General features: G+C 41.6%; 7 protein-coding genes and 1 pseudogene. 2 read left to right on the top strand and 6 right to left on the bottom strand.

Annotated features, from left to right (window positions below; genetic code table 11):
- Positions 1–19: 19 nt before the first annotated feature.
- The 6 genes and pseudogenes from SAGCYANO_RS01670 to SAGCYANO_RS01645 form a co-directional block, all read right to left on the bottom strand.
- Positions 20–5,758 (bottom strand): type I polyketide synthase, encoded by a 5,739-nt coding sequence (locus tag SAGCYANO_RS01670; RefSeq protein WP_202218504.1) that lies wholly within the window; start codon positions 5,756–5,758, stop codon positions 20–22.
- 50 nt (positions 5,759–5,808) lie between these two features.
- A complete protein-coding gene (locus tag SAGCYANO_RS01665; RefSeq protein WP_202218503.1) occupies positions 5,809–7,152 on the bottom strand; it encodes a cytochrome P450 in 1,344 nt (447 codons plus the stop codon).
- 380 nt (positions 7,153–7,532) lie between these two features.
- Positions 7,533–8,291: pseudogene (locus SAGCYANO_RS01660) on the bottom strand (IS5 family transposase); the annotation flags it as partial.
- Positions 8,292–8,705: 414 nt separating this feature from the next.
- Positions 8,706–10,082 (bottom strand): cytochrome P450, encoded by a 1,377-nt coding sequence (locus SAGCYANO_RS01655; RefSeq protein ID WP_202218502.1) that lies wholly within the window; start codon positions 10,080–10,082, stop codon positions 8,706–8,708.
- Between the two features lie 577 nt (positions 10,083–10,659).
- On the bottom strand, positions 10,660–11,118 hold the full coding sequence (locus SAGCYANO_RS01650) for a hypothetical protein (RefSeq protein ID WP_237395542.1): 459 nt from the start codon (positions 11,116–11,118) through the stop codon (positions 10,660–10,662).
- The gene (locus SAGCYANO_RS01645; protein WP_202218500.1) at positions 11,112–12,365 is read right to left on the bottom strand and encodes an acyl-CoA dehydrogenase family protein; all 1,254 of its coding nucleotides are present in this window, start codon (positions 12,363–12,365) and stop codon (positions 11,112–11,114) included. Before SAGCYANO_RS01645 ends, SAGCYANO_RS01650 begins: the two co-directional genes overlap by 7 nt.
- Before the next feature lie 129 nt (positions 12,366–12,494).
- On the opposite strand from SAGCYANO_RS01645, the gene SAGCYANO_RS47240 reads away from it, so the two are divergent.
- Together SAGCYANO_RS47240 and SAGCYANO_RS01640 are read left to right on the top strand one after the other, a co-directional pair.
- Positions 12,495–12,620 carry a hypothetical protein gene (locus tag SAGCYANO_RS47240; RefSeq protein WP_255502438.1) on the top strand — a complete coding sequence of 42 codons (126 nt, stop codon included), beginning with the start codon at positions 12,495–12,497 and terminating at the stop codon, positions 12,618–12,620.
- Between the two features lie 845 nt (positions 12,621–13,465).
- The gene (locus SAGCYANO_RS01640) at positions 13,466–23,968 is read left to right on the top strand and encodes a type I polyketide synthase (RefSeq protein WP_202218499.1); all 10,503 of its coding nucleotides are present in this window, start codon (positions 13,466–13,468) and stop codon (positions 23,966–23,968) included.
- The last annotated feature ends 6 nt before the right edge of the window (positions 23,969–23,974 follow it).

The raw sequence follows: 23,974 nt of genomic DNA, 5'->3' as shown, positions 1-23,974 counted from the left end.
GTGATAACTTGATTCAAGTTTATAAGATAATTTCCTCCATATCTTCATCTTGAGTATCTGAATGCCCAGAATCAGTAATTTCTTCTAACAAAAGTTGCTGAGTTATTTTCTCGTTGACAACATCCGCGATTTGTGCAGTACTCGCCCCTCCAAATATTTCTTGAAAGGGTATATCCTCTCCAAGTTGTCTTTTTAACAAATTCCGTAATTCACCTGCCATCAAAGAATCTAGTCCCATATCTATAATAGGCTGATCTACGTCTATTTGAGAAGCACTCATCGCCAAAATATTGGCTATTTTGCTGACGATATAATCCGTCAATATACCATATCGCTGCTCTGATGAAGCGACTTTTAGCTCTTGTAATATGCTATCATCTTCCCTTTTTGTTGCAGCTATTGAAGCAACTAATTCCTGCCAATCTGCCAAGAACGACCATTCAGCTACTCTTTCTGCCCATGCTAACCACTCAATCGGCACTACTCCTATTTCTGTATCATCAGTACTACTCATTAGGAGTTCTAAATATTCTAAAACCTGAGTCGGTGTAATCGAACCCACACCATACTTTTGTGCCCTAACATCTGCACCTGATTCGGCGGCCATTCCCACTTGAGAAATGGGTCCCCAATGAATGCTTAATGCCGGCAATCCCATAGCGCGACGATAATGGACTAAACCATCAAGAAACCCATTAGCCGCAGCATAATTTCCCTGGCCAGGTGTACCTAACAGAGAGGCAACGGAAGAAAACAGCACAAAAAAGTCTAGTGGCTGGTTTTGAGTTAATTCATGTAGATACCAAGATCCTTGAACTTTAGGAGCCATCACTCGCTCAAAATTAGACCAATTTTGATTCAGAAGGAAGCCATCAGATATGCTGCCTGCCAAATGAATAATTCCTGCTAATGGTCGCTTTGAATGCTCGATGTTACGCAGCACTTTGGTCATTGATTCCAGAACTGACACATCTGCTTGTTCCACTACCACTTCTGCTCCAGCCAGTTCTAACTCGGTGAGTTTTTTCCTAACTGCCTCATCTGGCGATCGCCGTCCGACTAAGACTAAATGCTTGGCTCCCTTATCCATCATCCAAGGGGCTATCAGTAATCCCAAAGCACCTAAACCTCCTGTAATCAAGTAGGTAGCATCCTGGCGGAAGTTCAAAGATTTTGCATCAGCTTGCCGATGAGGACTAGCGTTCAATCGAGGTACATAACGGGACTCTCCTCGCCATGCGACCTGGTCTTCTCGATCTTCTGATGAAATTTCATGAAATAATGTATTAACTTGATTCTGGATTGTCTCGCGCGGATCTAAATCTATGCGCGCGCAGTTCAGTTCTGGGTGCTCTAAAATAATCACTTTCCCCATGGCCCACAAGGAAGATTGAGCAACTCCTGGGATTACAGGATGACTTGAAGGTACAGGTTGAGAACCCAAAGTGACTAACCATAACCGAGGTGCCTCATAGAACTCTGCTTTTGCTAAGGCTTGTACCAGAGATAAGGTAGTACCGCACCCTAGCTTAGATAAGTTTCCTAATTCATCAGAGCTGATATTTTCACCTAAACCAGCTTCGGCCGTCCAACATTGCACTACTCCATATAAAGAGGGTGATTGGGCTGCTACTGTTGCGACGAGTTGCTCGAGTTCTGTTGAGTTCTGGGGGTTAACCGTAAATTCGTCCCGCGAAATTTGTCGATCGCTATCTCCGACAAAGACTAAAGTACAAACATCTCCTAGCGATCGCAGTTTGGTCGCTAGATGTTGGGCAATTCCTTGTTTGTCTGCTAAAATTAACCAGCGCTTTTGCTCAACGTTTAGTGGGGTTGGCGAGGAATCAGGAGACAGCAAACCATTTGAAATCTTTTGTTTTCTCCATTTTACTTCATAGAACCAATTCGCAATTAATTCTCCCGCTCCTTCCTTCAGTGCTTGTTGAGTAGCAAGTTGGAGTTTTAAGCCTTTAACAGTGGCAATTAGTTCTCCTGCTAAATTGGTTATGGTAACTTCAGTCGTAATCGTAGTTTTGTTTTCTGCGAACAGGTCTGTTGCCGAAGCATAAGCCCATAAATCAATTCCCGGACGAGCATACATTTTGAACTCTTCTAGTTCTACTGGTAAATAAAGATTGTTATTGGTTTTGGATAGTGCGGAATAAATGACTTGCACGGCTGCATCTAATAATGCGGGATGGAAATGATAGTCTTTTGTTTCTCCTGTCAGTCTTTCCGGCAACTTAATCAGACCTAAAGCTTGGTTTGAACCAGACCACAATTCTTGAACACCTTGGAAACTGATGCCGTGATTAAGACCAAGTTGCCGATTTTTTTGATAATGTTCTTTCGCTTCTATTGGTTGATTACACTCAGCTTTATATTGTTCTATGTCTATTTTTGTCTGAGAGGTTTGACTTGAGTAAAGTCGGATTTTCCCTTCTGTATGAAGTACCCATAATGGCGTATCGGGATTTTCCTGATTGTCCAATGAAAAAATCTCAAACTTGTAGCTGTCGTTATCCAGGGGTTGTAGAACGGTTTGGACGGTTTTAAATTCCGATTTTGGTATGATTAACCCCTGACAGAAGACCACATCTTCTATTAGTACATCCTGAGAGTTGAACAAATTCACTCCTGCTGAAGCCGCTATTTCTAGGTATCCTGTGCCTGGAAACACAACTTGGCTAAACACTTCATGGTGCTTAAGGTAGGCTGGCTGCTCTCCTGCAACGAAAGATTCAAAACAATATTGATTTTTTAAAGCGGCTATGTGTAGTTTTCTACCTAACAGGGGATGTAAAACGTTTTTCCCATCAACTCGTTGTTGTTTCTGGAACTTCTGTTTGTTCTCCACCCAATACCGTTCTCGTTGAAAGGGATAGTTGGGCAATAATACCTTTTGACGAGTATAATCTCGATCCAATCCCGACCAATTTACATTGGCTCCTTGTACATACAACTGTCCTAAACTCGACAGCATCTGCTGCCATTCACCCCTCAAAAGCGAAGTATCCTCTGGCTTCCCATCCTTCAAAAGCGAAGTATCCTCTGGCTTTTCCCCTTTCCAAGGGGGACGGGAGGGGGATTCCAAGGGGGACGGGAGGGGAATTTTACCAGGACGTAACGATGGCAACCAAACGCCAATTTCTTCTGGTAAACATTGTCTTCCCATCCCTAACAAGATGGGTTTGGCTCCAATTTCCAGAAATACCTCATATCCTTGTTCATGCAGAGTTCTCATGCTCCGGTCAAATTGTACTGGTTGTCGGATATGATTGACCCAATATTCGGCAGTGGTTATCTGTGAGTCCACCTGTAGACCGCTGAGATTGGAAATCAGGGGTATGTAAGGCTGATTATAGGTGAGTTGTTTGGCAACGGCTTCAAACTCCGCCAGCATCGGTTCCATTAAGGGGGAATGGAAGGCGTGGGATACCTGTAGTGCTTTGGTTTTGATTCCCTCTGATTCTAGGTGAGTGACAATTACTCTTATCCCTTCTGATTCACCAGAAATAACCGTACTTTGCGGTCCGTTAATAGCTGCTATGGCTACCTTTTCTTCTAGAGCCATTTCTCTCAATGTTTCTTGGATTTTCGATGCTGATGCCATGACTGAAACCATTTCTCCACCAGAGGGCAACTGTTGCATCAACTTTCCGCGAGCAGCAATAAGTTTCAAGCCATCTTCTAAACTGAATACTCCAGCTACAGTAGCCGCTACATATTCACCTACACTATGACCCATGACTGCATCGGGTTTAATGCCCCAGGATTCCCAGAGTTTAAATAGGGCGTATTCTATAGCAAATAGAGCTGGTTGGGTATAGGCTGTTTGATCGAGTAGAGATAAGTTGGACTCGTCTTGTTCGGTTGGATAAAGAAGTTCTCCTAATGACTGGTTTTGGAACGTTTCGACACTACTAAGAATTTGCTCGCATTGGTGAATTGCTTCCCGAAAAATTGGCGCTCGCTCGTACAATTGCCTTCCCATGTTGAGATACTGGGAGCCTTGTCCTGTGAATAAAAAGGCGATTTTTGGTACTGTTGTGTTATCAGCCTGTTTGCCCGAGTATATTCCGACTAATTCTTCTTGCTCCTGGTACTTTTGGAGCTTGGTGAGTAATTCTGCTTGGTTGGAAGCAACGACTGCTAATCTGTGCTGAAAATGAGTGCGTCCTGTATTGGCGGTATGGCAAATATCAGCTAACTTTAATTGTGGATACTTTTTGAGATGATTTTGATAGTTGCTGACTAGATCGGTAAGAGCTTTTTCAGTTTTAGCTGAGAGCGTCAAGAGATGAACCGGACGTTCTAGAACATCTTTAATTTTGACTTTTGAATTTTGACTTTTGAATTTTACTGGTGCTTCTTCTAAAATGACATGAGAATTGATACCACTAAACCCAAAGGAACTCACTCCAGCGATGCGACTTTTACCATTCGTTGGCCAAGGGGTGAGTTGAGTCGAGACTTGTAGAGGTAATTGAGACCAATTAATCAAAGGATTAGGTTGATTAAAATGTAGTGATGGGGCGATTTGTTGATGTTGCAGTTGCAGGACTATCTTGATCAAACCAGCGATTCCTGCTGCTCCTTCTAAGTGACCAATATTAGTCTTAGCCGAACCGATGATTAAAGGTTCCTCTTGAGAGTGAGTTTTTCCAAATACTGTTCCTATGGCTCCGACTTCAATGGGGTCTCCCAAGGAAGTTCCGGTGCCGTGAGCTTCAACATAACTGACATCTGCTGGGTCTACTCCTCCATTTTTCAATGCTGTACGGATCGCCACGACTTGAGAAGGACCACTAGGTACGGTCAAGCCACCACTAGCTCCGTTTTGATTGACAGCACTTCCACGAATTACTGCCAAGATATTATCTCCATTTGCTAGTGCATCAGAGAGTCGTTTCAAGACAATGATTCCACATCCTTCCCCACGGGCGAAACCATTGGCAGAAGCATCAAAGGTCTTGCAGCGACCATCAGGAGATAACATTTTTGCTTTAGAGAAGATAATACTAATCTCAGGAGAGAGTATGAGATCCACGCCACCAGCCAAAGCGAGATTGCATTCTTGTTTTCGCAAACTCTGACAAGCCAGATGCACGGATACCAAGGATGAAGAGCAGGCTGTGTCTACTGCCAGACTGGGGCCTGTCAATCCTAATAGATAGGATAAACGTCCTGCTACAGCACTGCGGGAATTCCCTGTACCCCAGTAGCCTTGTGGTATCTCGTTGGTTGCCAGTTCGTGTAGATAATCGCCACTGGCAGTGCCAATAAACACCCCACTGAAACTATCACACAAATCATCTGGGACGATGTGTGACCTTTCTAGAGCTTCCCAACTGACTTCTAGTAAGAGGCGTTGTTGGGGGTCTATGCTTTGTGCTTCTCGGGGAGATATCCCGAAAAAGGCTGCATCGAAGCGATCGACTTGTGAAAGGAAACCACCGTTGCGGGTAACCATTTTGCCGGGGGTATCTGGGTCTGGATCATAGTAGTCATTAATGTTCCAGCGTGCTAATGGAACTTCTGCAATCGCATCTATTCCATTCTGGAGTAGATCCCAGAAGGCTTCCGGAGAGTCTGCCTCACCAGGTAAGCGACAACTCATGCCGATGATAGCGATCGGCTCAGTCTGGGCAGACTTGAGAGCTTGCAATTCAGACTGCATTTCCTTTAATGCAATTAGTGCCCGTTTGGTTGCTGACAAAGAGTTGGTCGTATTTCGATATTCTGAAGGATTTTCCATATTTTTAAAGTCTTATGTATCAAACTAAGGTCTCAAAAAACTCGTTAACTTTATCGCTTCCCCTTAAATACCATTTTTACCCCACTCGAAGGTACAAGAGTGCCAAAACCTTGGAGATGTGGTTTTACCGATTGATTATTCACGAGAGCTAGTTGATAATTGTCAAGGATAGTTGCTAGTACCAACTTTATATCAAAGAGTGCTAAAGTATCTCCAATACAGCGACGCGAACTACCACCAAAAGGTAAAAACTCATAGGGGGTGTATTGCTTTTCTAAAAATCTTTCTGGTTGGAATTTTTTTGATTCCGGGTATAAATATTCACGGTGATGAGTTAAATAGATACAAGCACACACCTTTGTCCCAGGTTCTAATTCATAACCCATTAGTTCTACTGGCTCTTTTACTACCCGTGGGACAGTCAAAATTGCAGGGGGATAAATCCGCAAGGTTTCCTGGCATACAGCAGTGAGATATGGCAGGTTAAAAATAGTCATTGCTTCTGGACACTCATCCAGGGTATCCAATTCCTTAAGTAATTTTTCTCCGACTTCAGGATGTTGGTGAATCCAGTACAAAGCCCAAGAGATAGTACTTACAACTCCTGGATGTCCAATTATTATGCTGATTAGCTCATCACGTAATTGTTGATCGTTCAGTCGTTGACCTTCTTCATCTTCAGCTGACATGAGTGAGTCCAGGATATTAGTACGGGCGGGGTCATATTGTACACGACGATCTCTAATTTCGGTGTAGAGGAATTGGTCAATTTGCTCCATTAAATGACGAAAGTATCCCCAAGGACTCCAAGCACCCAAATCCTTTCTCAAGGAAGGGAAATAAAGTACGCTGGCAATTAACGGAGATGACACAGAATTCCAAAACTCAATCATCAGTTGTGTGAGTTGCTGAACGCGTTTTTCTTCATAAATACCCAAAATAATACTTGACATTATTGCTGTGGAAATTTCCTGGGCAACCCTATAAGCAGAGAAATTTGTACCAGGGGTTAACCGGCTAAATACTTGCTCTGTCCGATTGCAAATAGTTTGCCCATAAACACTTATTCCTTCTTGATGAAAAAGAGGCATTAATAATTTCCGTGCCCGTTTGTGAGAATTCCCCTCTAAACAGAATATTGATTCATCCCCTACAATGAATCGCAAAAATTCAACAGTCTCTGCATAAAATTTTTGGCCATCTTTAGTAAATAGTTGTTTTAATCCCTCTGGATGGCTAACTAACAATTGTCGCTTGGAATTATCAAGAATGGGAGCGTTAAAAATGTCGCCATATTGTTCTTGATTACTTTCCAGATAACTGATGGGGTCGGTAAAATACTGGATTTTCTGGAGCAAATGGGGATTTTTGGGACTATCAGGTAGTTTCATCATTAGGATTATTAGGCAATACGGTTTAGTTAAAGATTTTTTTTGGCAGTTCTGTAATCTCAAAAGTTTATCTAATGGTTCTATACCTTATGAGTTTTGATCTTATCTGAACAATATTGGATTATCAGGTAGTTTCATCATATTGTTAATTATTCTTATTTTTACCGAATAATTAATAATTAGAGCTTGCTGATTAAATATCAGAGTATTGACTTATATTGGTTTCAGCCTTTTTTGGTCGAAAAAAGTGCAAGCTTTTCGGCCTAAAGAGCTGCATAAACCTAGGGTGTGTCATCAATTAAAGGGATTGACAAAATTGGTATTGTATGCTCTAGAACGATAGCGATCGCTATGCCAATAAAATGATTGAGGCTACCTGTAGGAATTCCTTCCAGAAAGTTTACTGAATGCTTGTCATATCTTGTGACGATATAGCTGCCGCTAGGCTCCGCCAACGCGAGGGTACTTTTTGAGTTTAGCGAAGAAATTTTCGATGAGATGACGCGCTTTGTACAAACTCTCATCGTAGTTACGGAGTTCACGCGCGGTTTTTTTTGGAGGGAATTACTACCTCTATTCCTCTGTTGGTTAAAGGCTCAATTACCCTCTCTTGAGCATCATAAGCGTAATTCAGCCCAAACTGCTTCCGCTTCTACTATCGGTAATAAAACATCTGCTCCATCATTCGTCAGAAGCCTGACCTGGAGTTAAAAAAAGTGTGTGGGATTACCCAAGGCATCTACTACACTATGTATTTTCGTACTCAATCCCCCAATGCTTAGGCCAATGTCTTCCTGTTCTGCACTACTGTCTTTCGCTCCGGCACTATGTTGATGAGCACGAACAATAGTGGCATCAATTCCGGGCATACTCATTATCTGCATCTTCAGCCTTAGCTTGAAATACTCTTTCCCATACCCCTGAGTGCCTCCAACGACTAAAACGGGTATGGACAACGCGGAAGTCCCCGAATCTTTCTGGTAAGTCTCTGGTTCGGAATTCCGGCTCTATATCTGTATAAAACAGCTTCCACAAAGAGGCGGTTGTCCAATGCTTTCCTTCCGACAGTTCCTTCACGCCCTGGTAATAAATTTTGAATCCTTTCCCATTGATCCTATGCGCAAGGCATAACGTCTAGTCATTTAGAGCAGTCCTATGGATGTTATTTTTCATAAGCATACTATACATTTAGTGTCAACCTATTTAATTGATGACACGCCCTAGTATTTTGGGATGATTATGGCAGAAAAATCTTGGGACAATTTTTACGACTACCTCCTCTATAATTTCCATTTCTCCTGTCTCCTACCCCTAGCAAAAGACTTTTGAGCGCAAACCCTAATTAAATAATTACATAATTCAGGTTTAAAGCCTCCCCTTTAAAGGGGAAAAAATAAATTTTTTCCTTTTATTCAATCCTCTTACTTTTAGGGAGAGATAATTATCAATTATCAATTATTGAATTCTCCCCTACTCCCCACTCCCCTACTCTCCCGCTCAAGAAAATGTAGCAAACATTTATCTATCAAATTGGTATTAGAGGTCTCAAAAACTGATTAAGTTTGTCGCTTACTCTTCAATACCATTTTTAGTCCACCACTAGGAGAAGTACTAGAAGCTCGTCTATCGAATTTGACCCATTGATTTCGTCCCTGGACTTTGACCTGTTGATTATTAACTAGAGCGAGTTGATAATTCTCGAGGACGGTTGCCAGTATCAACTTCATCTCCAAGAGCGCTAAATTATCCCCAATACAACGACGGGAACCACCCCCAAAAGGTATAAACTCATAGGGGGTATATTGCCTTTCTAAAAATCTTTCGGGTTTAAATTTCCTCGAGTCTGGGTATAAATCTTCACGGTGATGAGTTAAATATATAGAAGCATACACCCCTGTACCCGGTTCTAATTGATAACCCATGAGTTCTACTGGCTCTTTTACTTCCCGTGTGACGTTAATAAATGCAACTGGACAAATCCGCAAACTTTCATTGCACGCAGCAGTGAGATATGGTAGCTTAAAAATAGTCATTGCCTCTGGACACCCATCCAGGGTATCCAATTCATGGAGCAACTTTTCGCGGACTTCAGGATGCAGGTGAATCCAGTATAAAGCCCAACATACAGCATTTCTTGTTGAGTCATATCCAGCAAAAATTAGGGTAAGTAACTCATCACGTAATTGTCGATCACTCATGCCTTGACCTTCTTCATCTTTTGCTGACAGGAGTAAGCCCAATATATCAGTACGGCCTGGATTGTCTTGTTCACGGAGATTGCGGATTTCAGTGTAGAGCAATTCGTCAATTTGATCTATTAAGCGACGAATGTATCCCCAGGGACTCCAAGCACCCAAATCCTTTCTCAAGGAAGGGAACAAAATCACACTGGAAATTAACGGAGAGGTGAAGGAATTAAATAAATCAGTAATCAGTTGTTTAAGTTTCTGAAAAGATTTTCCCTCGTTGAGACCAAAGACAATATTTAAGTTTATATCTAGAGTAATTTCCCCGACAACACTACAGGCAGAAAAAGTTGTACCAGGGGTTAACTGACTAAATACTTGCTCTGTCAGATCGCAGATAATTTGTCCATAAGCTCCTATCCTCTTTTCCTGAAAACAAGGCATTAATAATTTCCGTTCTCGTCTGTGAGCATCACCTTCCAGACATACTACCGATCGATCTCCTAATAGAAATTGCAGTTGTACAAAAGGCTTACCCTCAAATCCTTTGCCCTCTCCAGTAAATAGTTGTTTTAATGCCTCTGGATGGCTAACTAACAATAGCCGCTTGAAATCATCGGAGATTGGTGTATAAAAAATATCACCATAGAGTTCGCGATTACTTTCCAGATAGCCGATGGGGTCAGTAAAATACTGAAATTTCTGTAACCAATGGGGAGCCTTGGGAATATCAGGTAGTTTCATCATGTTGAATGGAGGTTACTTGAGTTTTGTCTATTTTATTTTAATACTAATACTAAAGGTCTCAAAAATTCGTTAAGTTTGTCGCATGGCCTTCAATACCATTTTTACCGAAGAATTAAATAATTCAGGTTTAAAGCCTCCTCTTTTAAGGGGAAAAATAAATTTTTTCCTTTTATTCAATCCTCTTCCTTTTAGGGAGAAGTAATTATCAATTATCCATTATCCATTATTGAACCCACCGCTAGGAGAGAGGAGACCAAAACTTCGGATATGGGGTTTGACCGATTGATTATCAACTAGAACTAGTTCATAATTGGCAAGGAAATAGCAGCAGCAATGAGAGGATTAGATTTATCGAAGCATTTCATCGTCTTTTCCCCAATGCTGAGATTGCCTTACTCCTTACAGTTTTTGTCCTGTACTTAGGTTGAAGAGAGGTTATGGAAAATTGGGAAGATACTCCAGGGGAGAAACGCTTAGTTACTTACGTGGTCAATAAGTGCTCATCTTTGTCCAAACCAATGGGGTGAAAAGTTTTCTGAACACAGCTTTTCTACCCCATCAATAATTGATTATCGGTTTAATCAATACTTAGCCAATCCTGAAAGACACCTTGGTAATTTGGATGTTCTTCTGCTAGGAGTTTGTTTTTCAAGTCAGAGATACGGTATTTTGCCGCCGTGCAATAAATGTCCGCCATATCTTGTGGATTAGGTTGAAGAGTTGCTTCAAGGGATGCTGCCTTAGACAGGACAAGAGATATTGTCATTAATTCACTGGCCATCTGTGTTGTGAGGATCATCTTCTCTTCTTTTGGATATAAATCTCCCGGATTAGGATATTTTTTGACCAAATTTTGACAAATATTTGCCAAGGAAACACTTTCTTCAACTAGAAAATGCCAGTGTGCTTTATTTCTATCTGATAAGCTATCAAGAATGGCATCTTGACTCTCACTTACTGGATTGACATTCAAATCATTATTTTTTTGGTAAAAAATCGGAAAAATAATCATTTGTGCAAACAAACAATCTAACAAAAGTCAGATCCACACTGAGTCCGCAAAGCCCTTGCGTCTCTCAAACAACACTCAACAGGAATGGCTGTAACTCCACGCGCTTTCTTACTTTGAGCAGTCTCATATCCTTCTGTTGCCATCAGAGACATGGTTCGATCTAGAATACGCCAACAGGTATTAGCACATATATTTCTGGCAACAACTTGCTCTAACTTAGGTTCCAAATCATTCCTTTGATCCTCTGTTAGCACTGACCACTCGGCAACAGTTTGCATGGCAAAAACTTCTGCTAAAGACAATGCCACTATATTTTGGAGTGCCTCATATTTCTCTAGAGGTAAGTCAATACTCGAACGTCTCTTGAGATAATCACGCATCCATTTAGTACAAAGCTCACCAATAGCTACACTGGGAGCGACTTGCATATATATACGCCCCAACATTAGGGTTAGGTGACTAGAGAGTGTTAAACCTTCCAATGGCGGTTCAACTAATACTTGCTCTTTGGGCACGCGGACATTATTAAGTTGAATCTCTACAGAGGGAAATCCTTTTAAACCCATGTACTCGTGCTTTGCTGTCACTTGAAAACCTGGGGATGAAGTTTCGATAAAAAACAGACGAGTAATTTCTTGTTCCTGTTCGCAAACCCTTGCAGAAACAATAAGAATATCAGCTATAGACGCATTAGAAATATACAGTTTCTTTCCGTTGAGTATATAGGCTGTACTATCTTCAGTCAGAGTGGCTGTTGTAAAACGTTTTGGATGGGACGCCCCTACTGGTTCAGCATCGGCATTACCGGAAATCGATCGCTTCTTAGTGTGTTTGAGTACAAAATCACGAAGAGACCCCTCGGGTATATATTTCAGATAACCTCCAATACCAATTGAGGTTTGAACTGCCATAGCGAGGGCAACCGTAGTTGAGTATTCTGCTGCTTGTTTAATCAGACGGAAAGTATTGAAACTAGATAATCCGAGTCCACTATAATCAACTGGGTCTCGCAGGTTCATAAACCCTCCATCCCGGAGTTCGTCGAATAAACCATCCGGCAAGCTTTGGGTTGTATCTACTTGAGTACGATCGACTTTATCTTTGAGTAAAGCTTCGAGTTTAGCCGTGATTTCGGTGCCAATAATTTCATCTTCTTTTTCTTGAGCTGGGAAAGGGAAAACCAAGTCTCCTCGTACTGTACCTGTTAATAAGTTTCCTAAGAAACTTGTTTTATTAGCTGAATTGAGTAATAAACTTGTAAGTGATTTCATCAAATTCTCCTTGAGTGAATATTGAGTAAAAACTTTTAGTAGTTTATCAAGAAAGTGTGGGAATGATAATATGAATATTGTCTCTAACATAGTTGAAACGACTATGGAACCTCTCTGTGATTGTGTGCATTGCCCATAAGCAAGGAAAAAACAGTTAATGTTGCCAACGATATTATACCAGTAGATAGTGTGGCCAGTGATTTTACACCTAAATCTACAATCTACACCAACTACATCTATATGACTTCTCAGTAATTTGAGATTCTCTTTCTACTTTAAAGCTCAAAACCAACGGCTTGCTTTTCGACTAATAGTTACAGACGACAGATTGACATTATCTGGCAAGATTTCATAAGTTTTAACCCATCCAATTTGAATCCAAGTAGCATAGAATAGATGATTGGAGATTATACCAGATTATGAGCAACAGTTACTAGCCCTCTCTATACCTCGAAAGCCAATAACATTAGATTGGCACTCTGGACATTTCATGCTTTTCTCTTTCATTTTCTCTCTCTCAACCTATCATTCATCCTACAAATATGCAACGCCTTCTATACCTATGTCTTTTGCGTAAGTCCTGCTTACAGCGCTTTTGCTGATTGATGAACCACATCGTCATAACGAAAACCCTGTAGGGGCACCATTCGTCAGCTATGCGTCAGCAAACGGCCGCTAACGCCCCTACTGTGGTCTACCCACATGAAAACTGCTGTAAGCTTTTGAGGTTAGGGATTATTTTTTTGTGAGAAGTTCGGGTACAATTTTTATATCTGGAGTTTAGATTAAATAGTTGAAAATAAAATCAAGCAAAGGAGGGAAAAAAACTTAGACTATACAACAGATATGAAAAACAAATATTGAGATTAATTAAGCTGATTACGCCTTTTTTGTGTTTTTTTTTTGCTTTCAAATTTACCTTTTCCTTTTTTCGCTATTGGGTATCCTTTTCTTTTGCTACGAACTTGACCTTTTTTACAGCCAGAAGATTTTCCACATTGCCTGTTGCCTCTTTTCTGGAGATGTCTATTGCTTGACTTGAATCAGAGACTGCTGTTCATGGCCCATTAGTAACTATAGCTATCAATATAAAATCAAAGATGTTAAGAAAAACTGATTCCGATTTTTCGGCAACTCAATTAGAAAATAGCATTGCAATTATTGGTATTGCTTGTCGTTTTCCAGAAGCTAATAACTACAACCAATTCTGGGAAAACCTTGAACAAGGAGTCAATAGTATCACCGAAATTCCTCAACAGAGGTGGGAAGTAGAAAAGTATTATTCTCCCAATTCAGAAGTCCCCCTGACAACTATTAGTAAATGGGGAGGACTGATGGAATCAGTAGATCAATTTGATGCTCAGTTCTTCGGCATCTCCCCAAGAGAGGCACAAAGGATGGACCCTCAACAAAGAATTATGCTAGAGTTGAGTTGGTCTTGTCTAGAGGATGCTGGCTATTCACCATTGGAACTGTCTGGAAGCCAAGTTGGAGTATTTATAGGTTCTTGTAACTATGACTACACTCAACTACAACACCAGGATGAAAACCTGATTGAAGGACATACGGCAACAGGAACCTACACCTGTATAATTCCCAATCGAATATCTTACTTCTTCAATTTTCATGGTCCAAGTGTTCCCATAGATACAGCTTGTTCTAGTTCGTTGGTAGCACTTCATCAAGCAGTTAATGCCATCCAAGGAAAAGAATGTGAGATGGCATTAGTCGGTGGAGTTAGTGTATTGTGTTCCCCCACCAGTTATATCTCCTTCAGTCAACTAGGAATGTTATCTCCTAATGGTCAATGTAAAACATTTGACAGTGAAGCAGATGGTTATGTCAGGGGAGAAGGAGCAGGGCTGATCTTACTAAAACCTCTAGCGCAAGCAATAAAGGATAAGAATTATATTTATGGTGTAATCAAAGGTAGTGCGGTTAATCATGGCGGGAAGGCACGAACTCTAACTTCTCCCAATATTTATGCCCAAGCTAAAGCAATTGGAGCCGCCTATACAAAAGCGGGTGTTCCCCCAAATACTGTATCTTATATCGAAACCCATGGTACAGGTACACCATTGGGAGACCCAATTGAAATTAATGGTCTCAAACGAAGCTTTAGACAACTGCATCAACAGTATGAGTTACCTTTACCAGAAAAACCCTATTGTGGTCTAGGAGCAGTTAAGACCAATATTGGACATTTAGAAGCTGCGGCTGGAATTGCTGGGGTTATCAAAGTTCTTTTGGCAATGAGGCATCGGAAATTGCCCAAAATGGTTAACTTTGAACAATTAAATCCCCGCATTAAGCTAGAGAATAGTCCATTTTACATCGTTCGTGAAACCCAAGATTGGCAACAATTAAAGACAGAATTAGGAGAGACAATTCCCAGACGTGCTGGAGTGAGTGCTTTTGGTTTTGGTGGGGTTAATGCTCATGTTGTTTTGGAAGAGGCTCCAGTAAAATTCAAAATTCAAAAGTCAAAAGTCAAAAGTCAAGATGTTCTAGAATGTCCAGTTCATCTGCTAACACTGTCAGCGAAAACAGAAAGGGTTCTTGGTGAGTTAGTCAGGAGTTATCAAGATTATCTAACTACTCATCCAGCATTAGGGTTAGCTGATATCTGCTATACAGCTAATACCGGAAGAACTCACTTCAACCACAGACTAGCAGTTGTCGCCTCTAACCAGCAAGAATTAGTTGAAAAACTCCAACAGCACCAACAGAGAGAAGAAGTAGCTGGAATTTACTCAGGAAAACACGACCATAACACTACAGCAGCTAAAATTGCCTTCCTATTTACAGGCCAAGGTTCCCAATATGTGAACATGGGAAGGGAGTTGTATCAACAAGCACCAATTTTCCGTGAAGCGATTAACCAATGTGAGGAGCTTCTCAAGACTGTAGAAACCTTCCAGAAAAGCTCATTAGGAGAAGTACTCTATCCAGCAGACGGCTCATCAGGTTCCTCCCTACTAAGCCAAACAGCCTATACCCAACCCTGCCTATTTGCCATCGAATATGCCTTATGCCAACTCTGGCAATCCTGGGGCATTAAACCAGATGTAGTTATGGGTCATAGTGTGGGCGAATATGTAGCTGCTACTGTAGCAGGAGTATTCAGTTTAGAAGATGGCTTGAAACTCATTGCTGCCAGAGGAAGGTTAATGCAAGGATTACCTGCTGGTGGTGAGATGGTTTCCGTCATGGCCTCAGAGTTAAAAGTCCAAGAAACATTGAAGGAGATGTCCCTGGAAGAAAAAGTAGCCATAGCAGCCATCAATGGTCCCCAAAGTATAGTAATTTCTGGTGAGTCTAAAGCAGTAAGAGCGATCGCAACACACCTCGAATCTACGGGAATCAAAACTAAACAACTACAAGTATCTCATGGGTTCCATTCCCATTTGATGGAACCGATGTTGGCAGAGTTTGAAACTGTAGCACAAGAAATCAACTACCATAAGCCTAAGATACCACTGATATCCAATGTCACTGGCCAACTGGTAGATGCTGAGATTACCTCGGCCACATATTGGGTCAATCATGTGCGCCAACCCGTGCGGTTTGCCCAGAGTATGATCGCTCTGCATCAGGAAGGATGTGAGTTATTCCTGGAACTTGGACCCAAGCCAATATTACTCGGCATGGGGTCTCAATGTTTACCAGAAGAGGTAGGAATTTGGTTGCCATCATTGCGTCCTGGAGTAGAAGAATGGCAGCAGATGCTCTCAAGTTTAGGACAGTTATATGTACAGGGGGCTAAAATTAATTGGCTTGGATTTGACCGAGATTATACTCGTCAGAAAGTAGCCTTGCCGACATATCCCTTCCAACGAGAACGGTATTGGCTAGAAACCAAAGAAAACGGACACTCCCAGCAGAGTCCTCAGATATCAGAACATAGTAATACGGCGATCGTTAATCTGCTCAGTCAAGGAGAAACGCGAACCCTAGCACAACAACTGGAAAAATCTGCTAGCTTTTCACCAGAACAGCTTAAACTTTTACCCGAAATATTGGAAGTACTAGCTAAACAACATCAACAACAATTAGCAACCGCAACAATTAAAGATTGGTTCTATCAACTACAGTGGCAATCTTTACCTCAAACTCAGGCTCAAACCAGCATCAAACTGAGTCATTGGTTGATTTTTGCAGATAATACCGGATTGGCAGAAAAATTAGCCCCAAAATTGCAAGAGCAAGGACATGAATGCAGCCTAGTTTATCGATCAGATAGCTATCAAAAACGAGCAGTAGGAACATATCAACTCAATCCTTCTGCTTCTGAAGAATTTGAAGAACTCCATAAGGCTATTGAGGAAGCCAATCAATTGCCGTTGTCAACAGTAATTCATTTGTGGAGTTTAGATGCTCCAACTACAGAATGTTTAAGCCTTCAGAGTCTAGAAGAAACTCAAGAATGGGGATGTGGCAGCATTTTGTATCTACTACAGACTTTGCTCAAAACTACCAATATTCCCCAACTATGGCTAGTCACCAGAGGCACTCAGGCAGTCATATCTCACTCAGAGAAACTAACAGTAGCTACCTCACCCTTATGGGGATTCGGTCGAGTAATATCTTTAGAACATCCACAACTGTGGGGAGGACTGGTAGATTTAGATCCACAAACACCAGAAAATGAAGTAGAAGCGCTACTGCAGCTACTAGTAACCAAGCCAGAAGAAGACCATCTAGCCTTACGGGGAGAACAAACCTATGTAGCTCGTTTAGTTCTAGTTCGGCAATCTCCCCAAGCATCTTTTGAACCCCTATCATTAGCATCTGATGCCACTTACTTGATTACTGGAGGGATGGGAGCTTTAGGGTTACATACAGCTCAATGGCTAGTAGAAAAAGGAGCTAGAAATCTGGTCTTAACTGGGCGACGTGCTCCAACAGAAGCAGCTCAAGAAAGCATACAGAAATTAGAACAAGCAGGAGTTCAAGTCAAAGTTTTATTAGGAGATATTGCTGTTGAACAAGCTGTAACCAAAATTATCGAACAAATCCAGACATCTTTACCTCCACTCAAAGGCATTATTCATGCAGCCGGAGTGCTTGATGACGCTACTCTGGAACAGATGAGTTGGTCGCATTTTACTGAGGTGATGGCATCAAAGGTAAGAGGAACTTGGAATTTACATCAGCTTACTCAAAATATACCCTTAGATTTCTTTGTTTGTTTCTCTTCAATGGCTGCCTTAATTGGTTTATCAGGTCAAGGAAACTATGCCGCAGCCAATGCCTTTATGGATGCCTTAGTTCGCTATCGTCAAAGCCTGGGATTATCAGGATTAAGTATCAACTGGGGAGCTTGGAAATCTGGAGGCATGGCAACTCGTTTAGCAGTTGAGCATCAGAATCGAATTCGTACCAGTGGAATAAGTAATATTACTCCAAAACAAGGAATGTATGCCTTAGAGCAACTATTAAGAAATCAAGCTCTAACTGGACAAGTGGGTTTTGTATCTGTAGACTGGTCGCTATTGGCCAAAAAGTGGAGTAATTTCAATAAAAGTTCATTACTGCGGGAACTATTGCCACAGGAAAAAAAACAGCAACAAAATGTGCTCCAACAGAAGCTAAACCAAGAAATTTTAGAACAATTAGAGAAGGCATTACCAGGTGAACGTCAGGAAATTTTAACGGAATACATTCGGGATCAAGTCGCTCGGGTCTTAGGTTTAAGTTCATCTCAATTACCGGAAGTGAATTTTGGCTTGATGGAAATGGGAATGGACTCTCTGACGACCGTAGAATTAAAGAATCGACTGCAAGCTCAACTAGAGATTACCTTGCCGACGACAGTAGCTATTGAATATCCCACCATTGCAAAACTATCTCAATATATATTTGAGGAAGTAATGGAATGGCAATCAATAGAGAATTCCTCTCGGAATCTATCTGATGTAGAAGATGTTTTAGAAGAGGAATCTGAAGCCTTGGCAGAAGCTAAGTTGGAGATGATGGATCTTGCCAGAAACGAAGCTATTGCCATTATTGGCATCGGCTGTAGATTTCCTGGAAATGTCAATACACCAGAAAAATTTTGGCAACTGTTAGCTAATGGCGAAGATGCTGTTATAGAAATCCCACCCCAACGCTGGGATATAGATTATTTCTATCATCCTGACCCTGATACTCCAGGGAAAATGTATATCCGCCATGCTTCATTAGTTGAGGAAGTAGACCAGTTTGATACGGAGTTTTTTGGCATTTCTCCCAGAGAAGCAAATAGCCTCGATCCACAGCAACGTTTTCTTTTGGAAGTGACTTGGGAAGCTCTCGAACGAGCTGGAATTAACCCCCAAAAACTAGAAAACACTCAGACAGGAGTATTTCTGGGCATGGGTCAAAACGATTATGCTAATTTGAGCCTCAATCATCTCGAAAATATCAGCTCTTATGATGGTACAGGAAATCCCTTTTGCTTTGCCCCTGGTCGGCTATCTTACTTTTTAGGATTACAAGGTCCCTCTCTAGTCATAGATACAGCTTGTTCAGCCTCTCTGGTAGCTGTACATCAGGCTTGTCAGAGTCTGCGTCAGCATGAGTCCAATCTGGCTTTAGCTGGAGGGGTACAGCTTATTCTCTCTCCTCAAATTACTACCGCACTATCAAAATTGAAAGCTCTATCACCGGATGGCAAGTGTAAGACTTTTGATGCTGCGGCTGATGGTTATGGCAGAGGAGAAGGATGTGGTATGGTGGTACTCAAACGTCTGTCTGATGCGGTTAAAGATGGTGACCGAATCTGGGCAGTAATTCGTGGTTCAGCGGTTAATCATGATGGACCGAGTAGCGGATTGACAGTACCTAATAAACTGGCTCAAGAAAAGCTGATTCAGCAAGCGCTCAAAGCAGCGAAAGTAGAACCATCCCAGGTGAGTTATGTGGAGGCTCATGGTACAGGAACTTCTTTAGGCGATCCGATGGAAGTGCGAGCTTTAGCCAGTGTGTTTGAACAGGGACGTAACCAGGAAAATCCCTTGAGGATTGGTTCAGTGAAGACTAATATAGGACATCTAGAAGCAGCAGCGGGAATTGCTGGTTTGATTAAGGTAGTTTTGCAACTGCAACATCAAAAATTTGCACCTCATCTAAACTTTGTCAATCCTAACCCTTATATTGATTGGGAAAATCTCTCTCTAGAAGTTCCTACTCAACTGATACCTTGGTCTTCATCTGATAGTAAACGAGTCGGAGGAGTGAGTTCCTTTGCTATTAGTGGCACGAATGCTCATGTGGTGCTTGAAGAAGCGCCAGTAAAATTCAAAAGTCAAAATTCAAAAGTCAAAATTAAAGATGTTCCAGAACGTCCGGTTCATCTCTTAACTCTCTCAGCAAAAACAGAAATAGCGCTGGCGGAGTTAGTAAGTAGTTATCTCCATTATTTGGAAAATTATCCAGAATTGAAGCTAGAAGATGTTTGTTACACTGCTAATACAGGAAGAGCTGATTTCAAACACCGACTAGCGGTTATTGCTTCTGAGAGCCAGGAATTAGCAGAAAAACTACTTTCTGTGAAAACTGGGGAGGAAGTCATTGGACTCTTATCTGGACAGACTAGCCAAAATCCACCGAAAATAGCATTCCTGTTTACCGGCCAAGGTTCCCAGTATGTGAATATGGGAAGGGAACTGTATGAAACCCAGCCGACTTTTCGTAAAACTTTAGAGCAATGCGACCAAATCTTACAGTCTTATCTGGAATACCCACTCTTAAAAGTTCTATATCCTCAAGATGAACAACTATCAAGCTCTTCTCTATTCGATCAAACAGCTTATACCCAACCCGCTCTGTTTGCCATAAAATATGCTTTGTTCAAGTTATGGGAATCTTGGGGGATTAAACCCAATGTGGTGATGGGTCACAGTGTAGGAGAATATGTGGCAGCAACCGTAGCCGGAGTATTCTCTTTAGAAGATGGTCTGAAACTAATTGCATCTAGGGGCAAATTAATGCAACAATTGCCCTCTGGTGGCGAGATGGTTTCACTAATGGCATCAGAGTCTAAAGTCCGCGAGCTGATTGCACCCTATGCAGAAAAAGTAGCAATCGCTGCAGTTAATGGACCATCAAGTGTGGTAATTTCTGGTGAAGGTGAAGCGATCGCTGCTATTGTCAGTGCTGTAGAGTCAGATGGAGTCAAAACTAAACAACTACAAGTCTCCCACGCCTTCCATTCACCCTTGATGGAACCGATGTTGGCAGAATTTGAAGTACTAGCCAAGCAAATTACCTACTATCAACCAAAAATACAACTGATTTCCAATGTTACCGGCACAAAAGCAGACAATAGTATCGCCACAGCCAACTATTGGGTCAATCATATACGGCAACCTGTAAAGTTTGCTGCGAGTATGGAAACTCTCCACCAACAAGGTTCGGAAGTATTCCTGGAAATAGGGCCAAAACCAATATTATTAGGGATGGGTCGTCAATGTCTACCAGAAGATATCGGTGTATGGTTACCATCGTTACGTCCCGGTAAAATCCTCCTCCCGTCCCCCTTTCCAAGGGGGAAGCCAGAGGATGCTTCGCTTTTTAAGGATGGGAAGCCAAAGGATGCTTCGCTTTTGAGGGGTGAATGGCAACAAATGCTCTCTAGTTTAGGACAGTTGTATGTACAGGGAGCGCAAGTAGATTGGTCAGGATTTTACCAAGATTATAGCCATGAGAAAGTTATCTTACCAACTTATCCCTTCCAACGACAGCGGTATTGGGTAGAAACAGCTAGAGATTGGCATAGAAAAGCAACCTCTACAACTAAACTTCATCCTCTGATCGATCAAAAGTTTCAATCCCCCTTAGCCAAAGAAATCTTTTTTGAGTCTCACTTTAGCACCCAAAATCTTCCATTTTTATCAGATCACTGTATATATGAGCAAGTTGTAGTTCCTGGTGCAAGTCACATCTCCTTATTGTTAGCAGCAGCATCTTTCACCCTACCTACAAACGAATATCAACTAGAGAATATTCTTTTCCCCCAAGCTCTAGCAATTCCAGAGCAAGGAACAAAAACAGTGCAGGTAGCTTTGACTCCACAGGATAATTCCTATGCATTTCAAGTGATTAGCTGTGAAAACTCTTTAGATTTACCGACTCATGAACTGTCAAATAATGGTAATCAAGGCAGTTCTTGCTCTGTTCATGCTACCGGGAAATTAGTGACTGTCAAGGCTGAACCATCACTAATACCTCTAGAAGAGATTCAAGCTCGATGTCCTAAACAAATAGAGAATACAGAAGTTTATGAGCATCTCTGGAATAGACAAATTCAATTAGGAGAGAGTTTCCGCTGGATTGATAAAATTTGGTTGGGAGAGGGAGAAGTTCTCTGTCAAATGAGAGTACCTAAAACCATTCTGGATGTAACCAAGTATCAACTACATCCGGCTTTAATTGATTCATGTTTTCAATCAATAATTGCACTTGATTTAAGTCAATTTGATGACAATAATGAAACGTTTGTGCCGTTCAGTGTAGAGAAATTTATTTTCTATAATCGTCCTCAGTCTGGGTTACTTTGGTGTTCTACCCGTGTCTTGCAAGATAAACAAGCAGAAGAACAATTAAAAGCTGATATACAATTATTTGACCAAGATGGACAGCTAGTTGCTCAAGTCACTGGTTTTGAATGTAGAAAAGCTAATCCAGAAACCTTGCTAATGACTCTGGGTTCTGATTTAAGTCATTGGTTTTATCAAATCAACTGGCAAGCCCTACCCCTACCCTCAACCGCCCGATCTAATCAAAATGAAACAGGGAATTGGTTAATATTTGCCCTCACTAATGAATGGGTAGAGCTGATGAGTCAGCAGTTAAGCAAAAAGGGATATAACTGTATTTGGGTATCTCCAGGTTCAGAATACCAAAAATTAGGTGATCGACATTATCAAATCAATCCTACTATTGTCCAACAGTTCCGACAACTGCTGCAAGACAATACTGACATCAAAGGTATTTTGCATTTATGGGGGGTTAATGAAACTTCCGTTCCTATTGGTATCCAAGAGTTACAAACAGCCCAAGAACTAGGTTGTGCAGCGGTACTCCATTTAGTACAAGCCCTAACTCAAGCTGGATTAACTCATGTCGTGCCGATGTGGTTAGTTACCCAAGGAACTCAGAGTGTATTCGATGAAGCAGACGTGGTGCAACCACAGCAAGGCTCTATTTGGGGACTAGGACGAGTTATTCGTCTGGAACAACCAGAAATCAGTTGTTTCCGAGTTGATTTAGATCCCAACTCCCCGATTACTGAAGCCATTCCCAGCTTAGTAGATGAACTGTTGTCTAATAATGATGAAGACCAGATTGCCATTCGTCAGGGAATCCGTTATGTCGCCCGATTAGTCCGACAACCAAAGCAGAAAGTCACCTCACAACAACTCTCGATTCAATCAGAAGCCTGTTATCTGATTACTGGTGGTTTGGGAGCATTAGGGTTAGAGGTAGCCCAATGGTTAGTTGCTCAAGGTGCTAAACATCTGATTTTAATAGGACGTAGTTCTCCTAATCAAATGGCGAGGGAAACCATTGAGAAATTAGAACAAGCTGGCAGCCAAGTCTCTGTTTTGTCAGGAGATATATCCGAACAACCAGATGCCGTGAGGATTATCAACCACATTCAGGACTCATTGCCACCACTCAAAGGGGTAATTCATGCAGCCGGGGTGTTGGATGATGGCTTAGTGCAAAATCTAAGTTGGCAGAAGTTTACGAAAGTTATGGCACCAAAAGTAGCAGGAACTTGGCATTTGCATCAACGCACTAAAGATTTACCTCTAGATTTCTTTGTCTGTTTCTCCTCTATGGCTTCGATATTGGGGAATTCTGGTCAAGGGAACTATGCTGCTGCCAATGCTTTTATGGATGCATTAGCTTATTATCGTCAAGGTCAAGGATTACCTGGATTAAGCATCAATTGGGGACCATGGGCATCAGTAGGTATGGCTGCTCGGTTAGGAGATGAACACCTAACTCGCTGGCATAATTTAGGGTTACAACCCATTGATGTTCGGGAAGGGATACAAGCATTGGAAGAGGTTCTAAAACTTGGGGTTGCCCAAGTGGGCGTGATGCCTATTAATTGGTCGCAGTGGTTCCAAGTACAGACAGGAATAACCGTGCCAATGCTTGGGAACTTGGCTCAAAAGCAGTCAAAACAATCTCAGGATGGATGGTTGATTCAGCAGTTAGAAGCTGTCTCCCCCGAACAACGTCGCCAACTTCTGGTTCAGGAAGTTCGGAGGTTGGTGGCTCAAGTGCTTGAGGTTGCAGATCCAGAGCGGATAGATTTTCAGGGTGGCTTGTTCGATCTGGGCATAGATTCATTGATGTTGGCAGAACTCAGGAATCGCTTACAATTGAGTTTAGGGTGTTCCTTGTCAGTAACCGCTCTGTTCAATTACTCCAATATTTATGATTTAGTTGATTATCTGGCTTGTGAGGTTTTGGACACTATTAGCTTTGAGGAAGAGGAATTGGAAGATGCTTCCACTGTAGAACTAAATTCTACTGAGGATCTAACAGAACTTTCTACAGATGAACTAGCGGCATTACTAGCAGATGAATTATATGAGGGTTAACACAAA

It is taken from the genome of Okeania sp. KiyG1 (assembly GCF_014132355.1).
GTDB lineage: Bacteria > Cyanobacteriota > Cyanobacteriia > Cyanobacteriales > Microcoleaceae > Okeania.
The sequence above is the reverse complement of the archived record's forward strand: the minus strand, read 5'-3'. Positions and strand labels throughout refer to the sequence as shown.

Coding starts and splice junctions, on each gene's coding strand:
- SAGCYANO_RS01670 (WP_202218504.1), bottom strand. CDS start 5,758: ATGGAAAATCCTTCAGAATATCGAAATACGACCAACTCTTTGTCAGCA.
- SAGCYANO_RS01665 (WP_202218503.1), bottom strand. CDS start 7,152: ATGATGAAACTACCTGATAGTCCCAAAAATCCCCATTTGCTCCAGAAA.
- SAGCYANO_RS01655 (WP_202218502.1), bottom strand. CDS start 10,082: ATGATGAAACTACCTGATATTCCCAAGGCTCCCCATTGGTTACAGAAA.
- SAGCYANO_RS01645 (WP_202218500.1), bottom strand. CDS start 12,365: ATGAAATCACTTACAAGTTTATTACTCAATTCAGCTAATAAAACAAGT.
- SAGCYANO_RS01640 (WP_202218499.1), top strand. CDS start 13,466: ATGTTAAGAAAAACTGATTCCGATTTTTCGGCAACTCAATTAGAAAAT.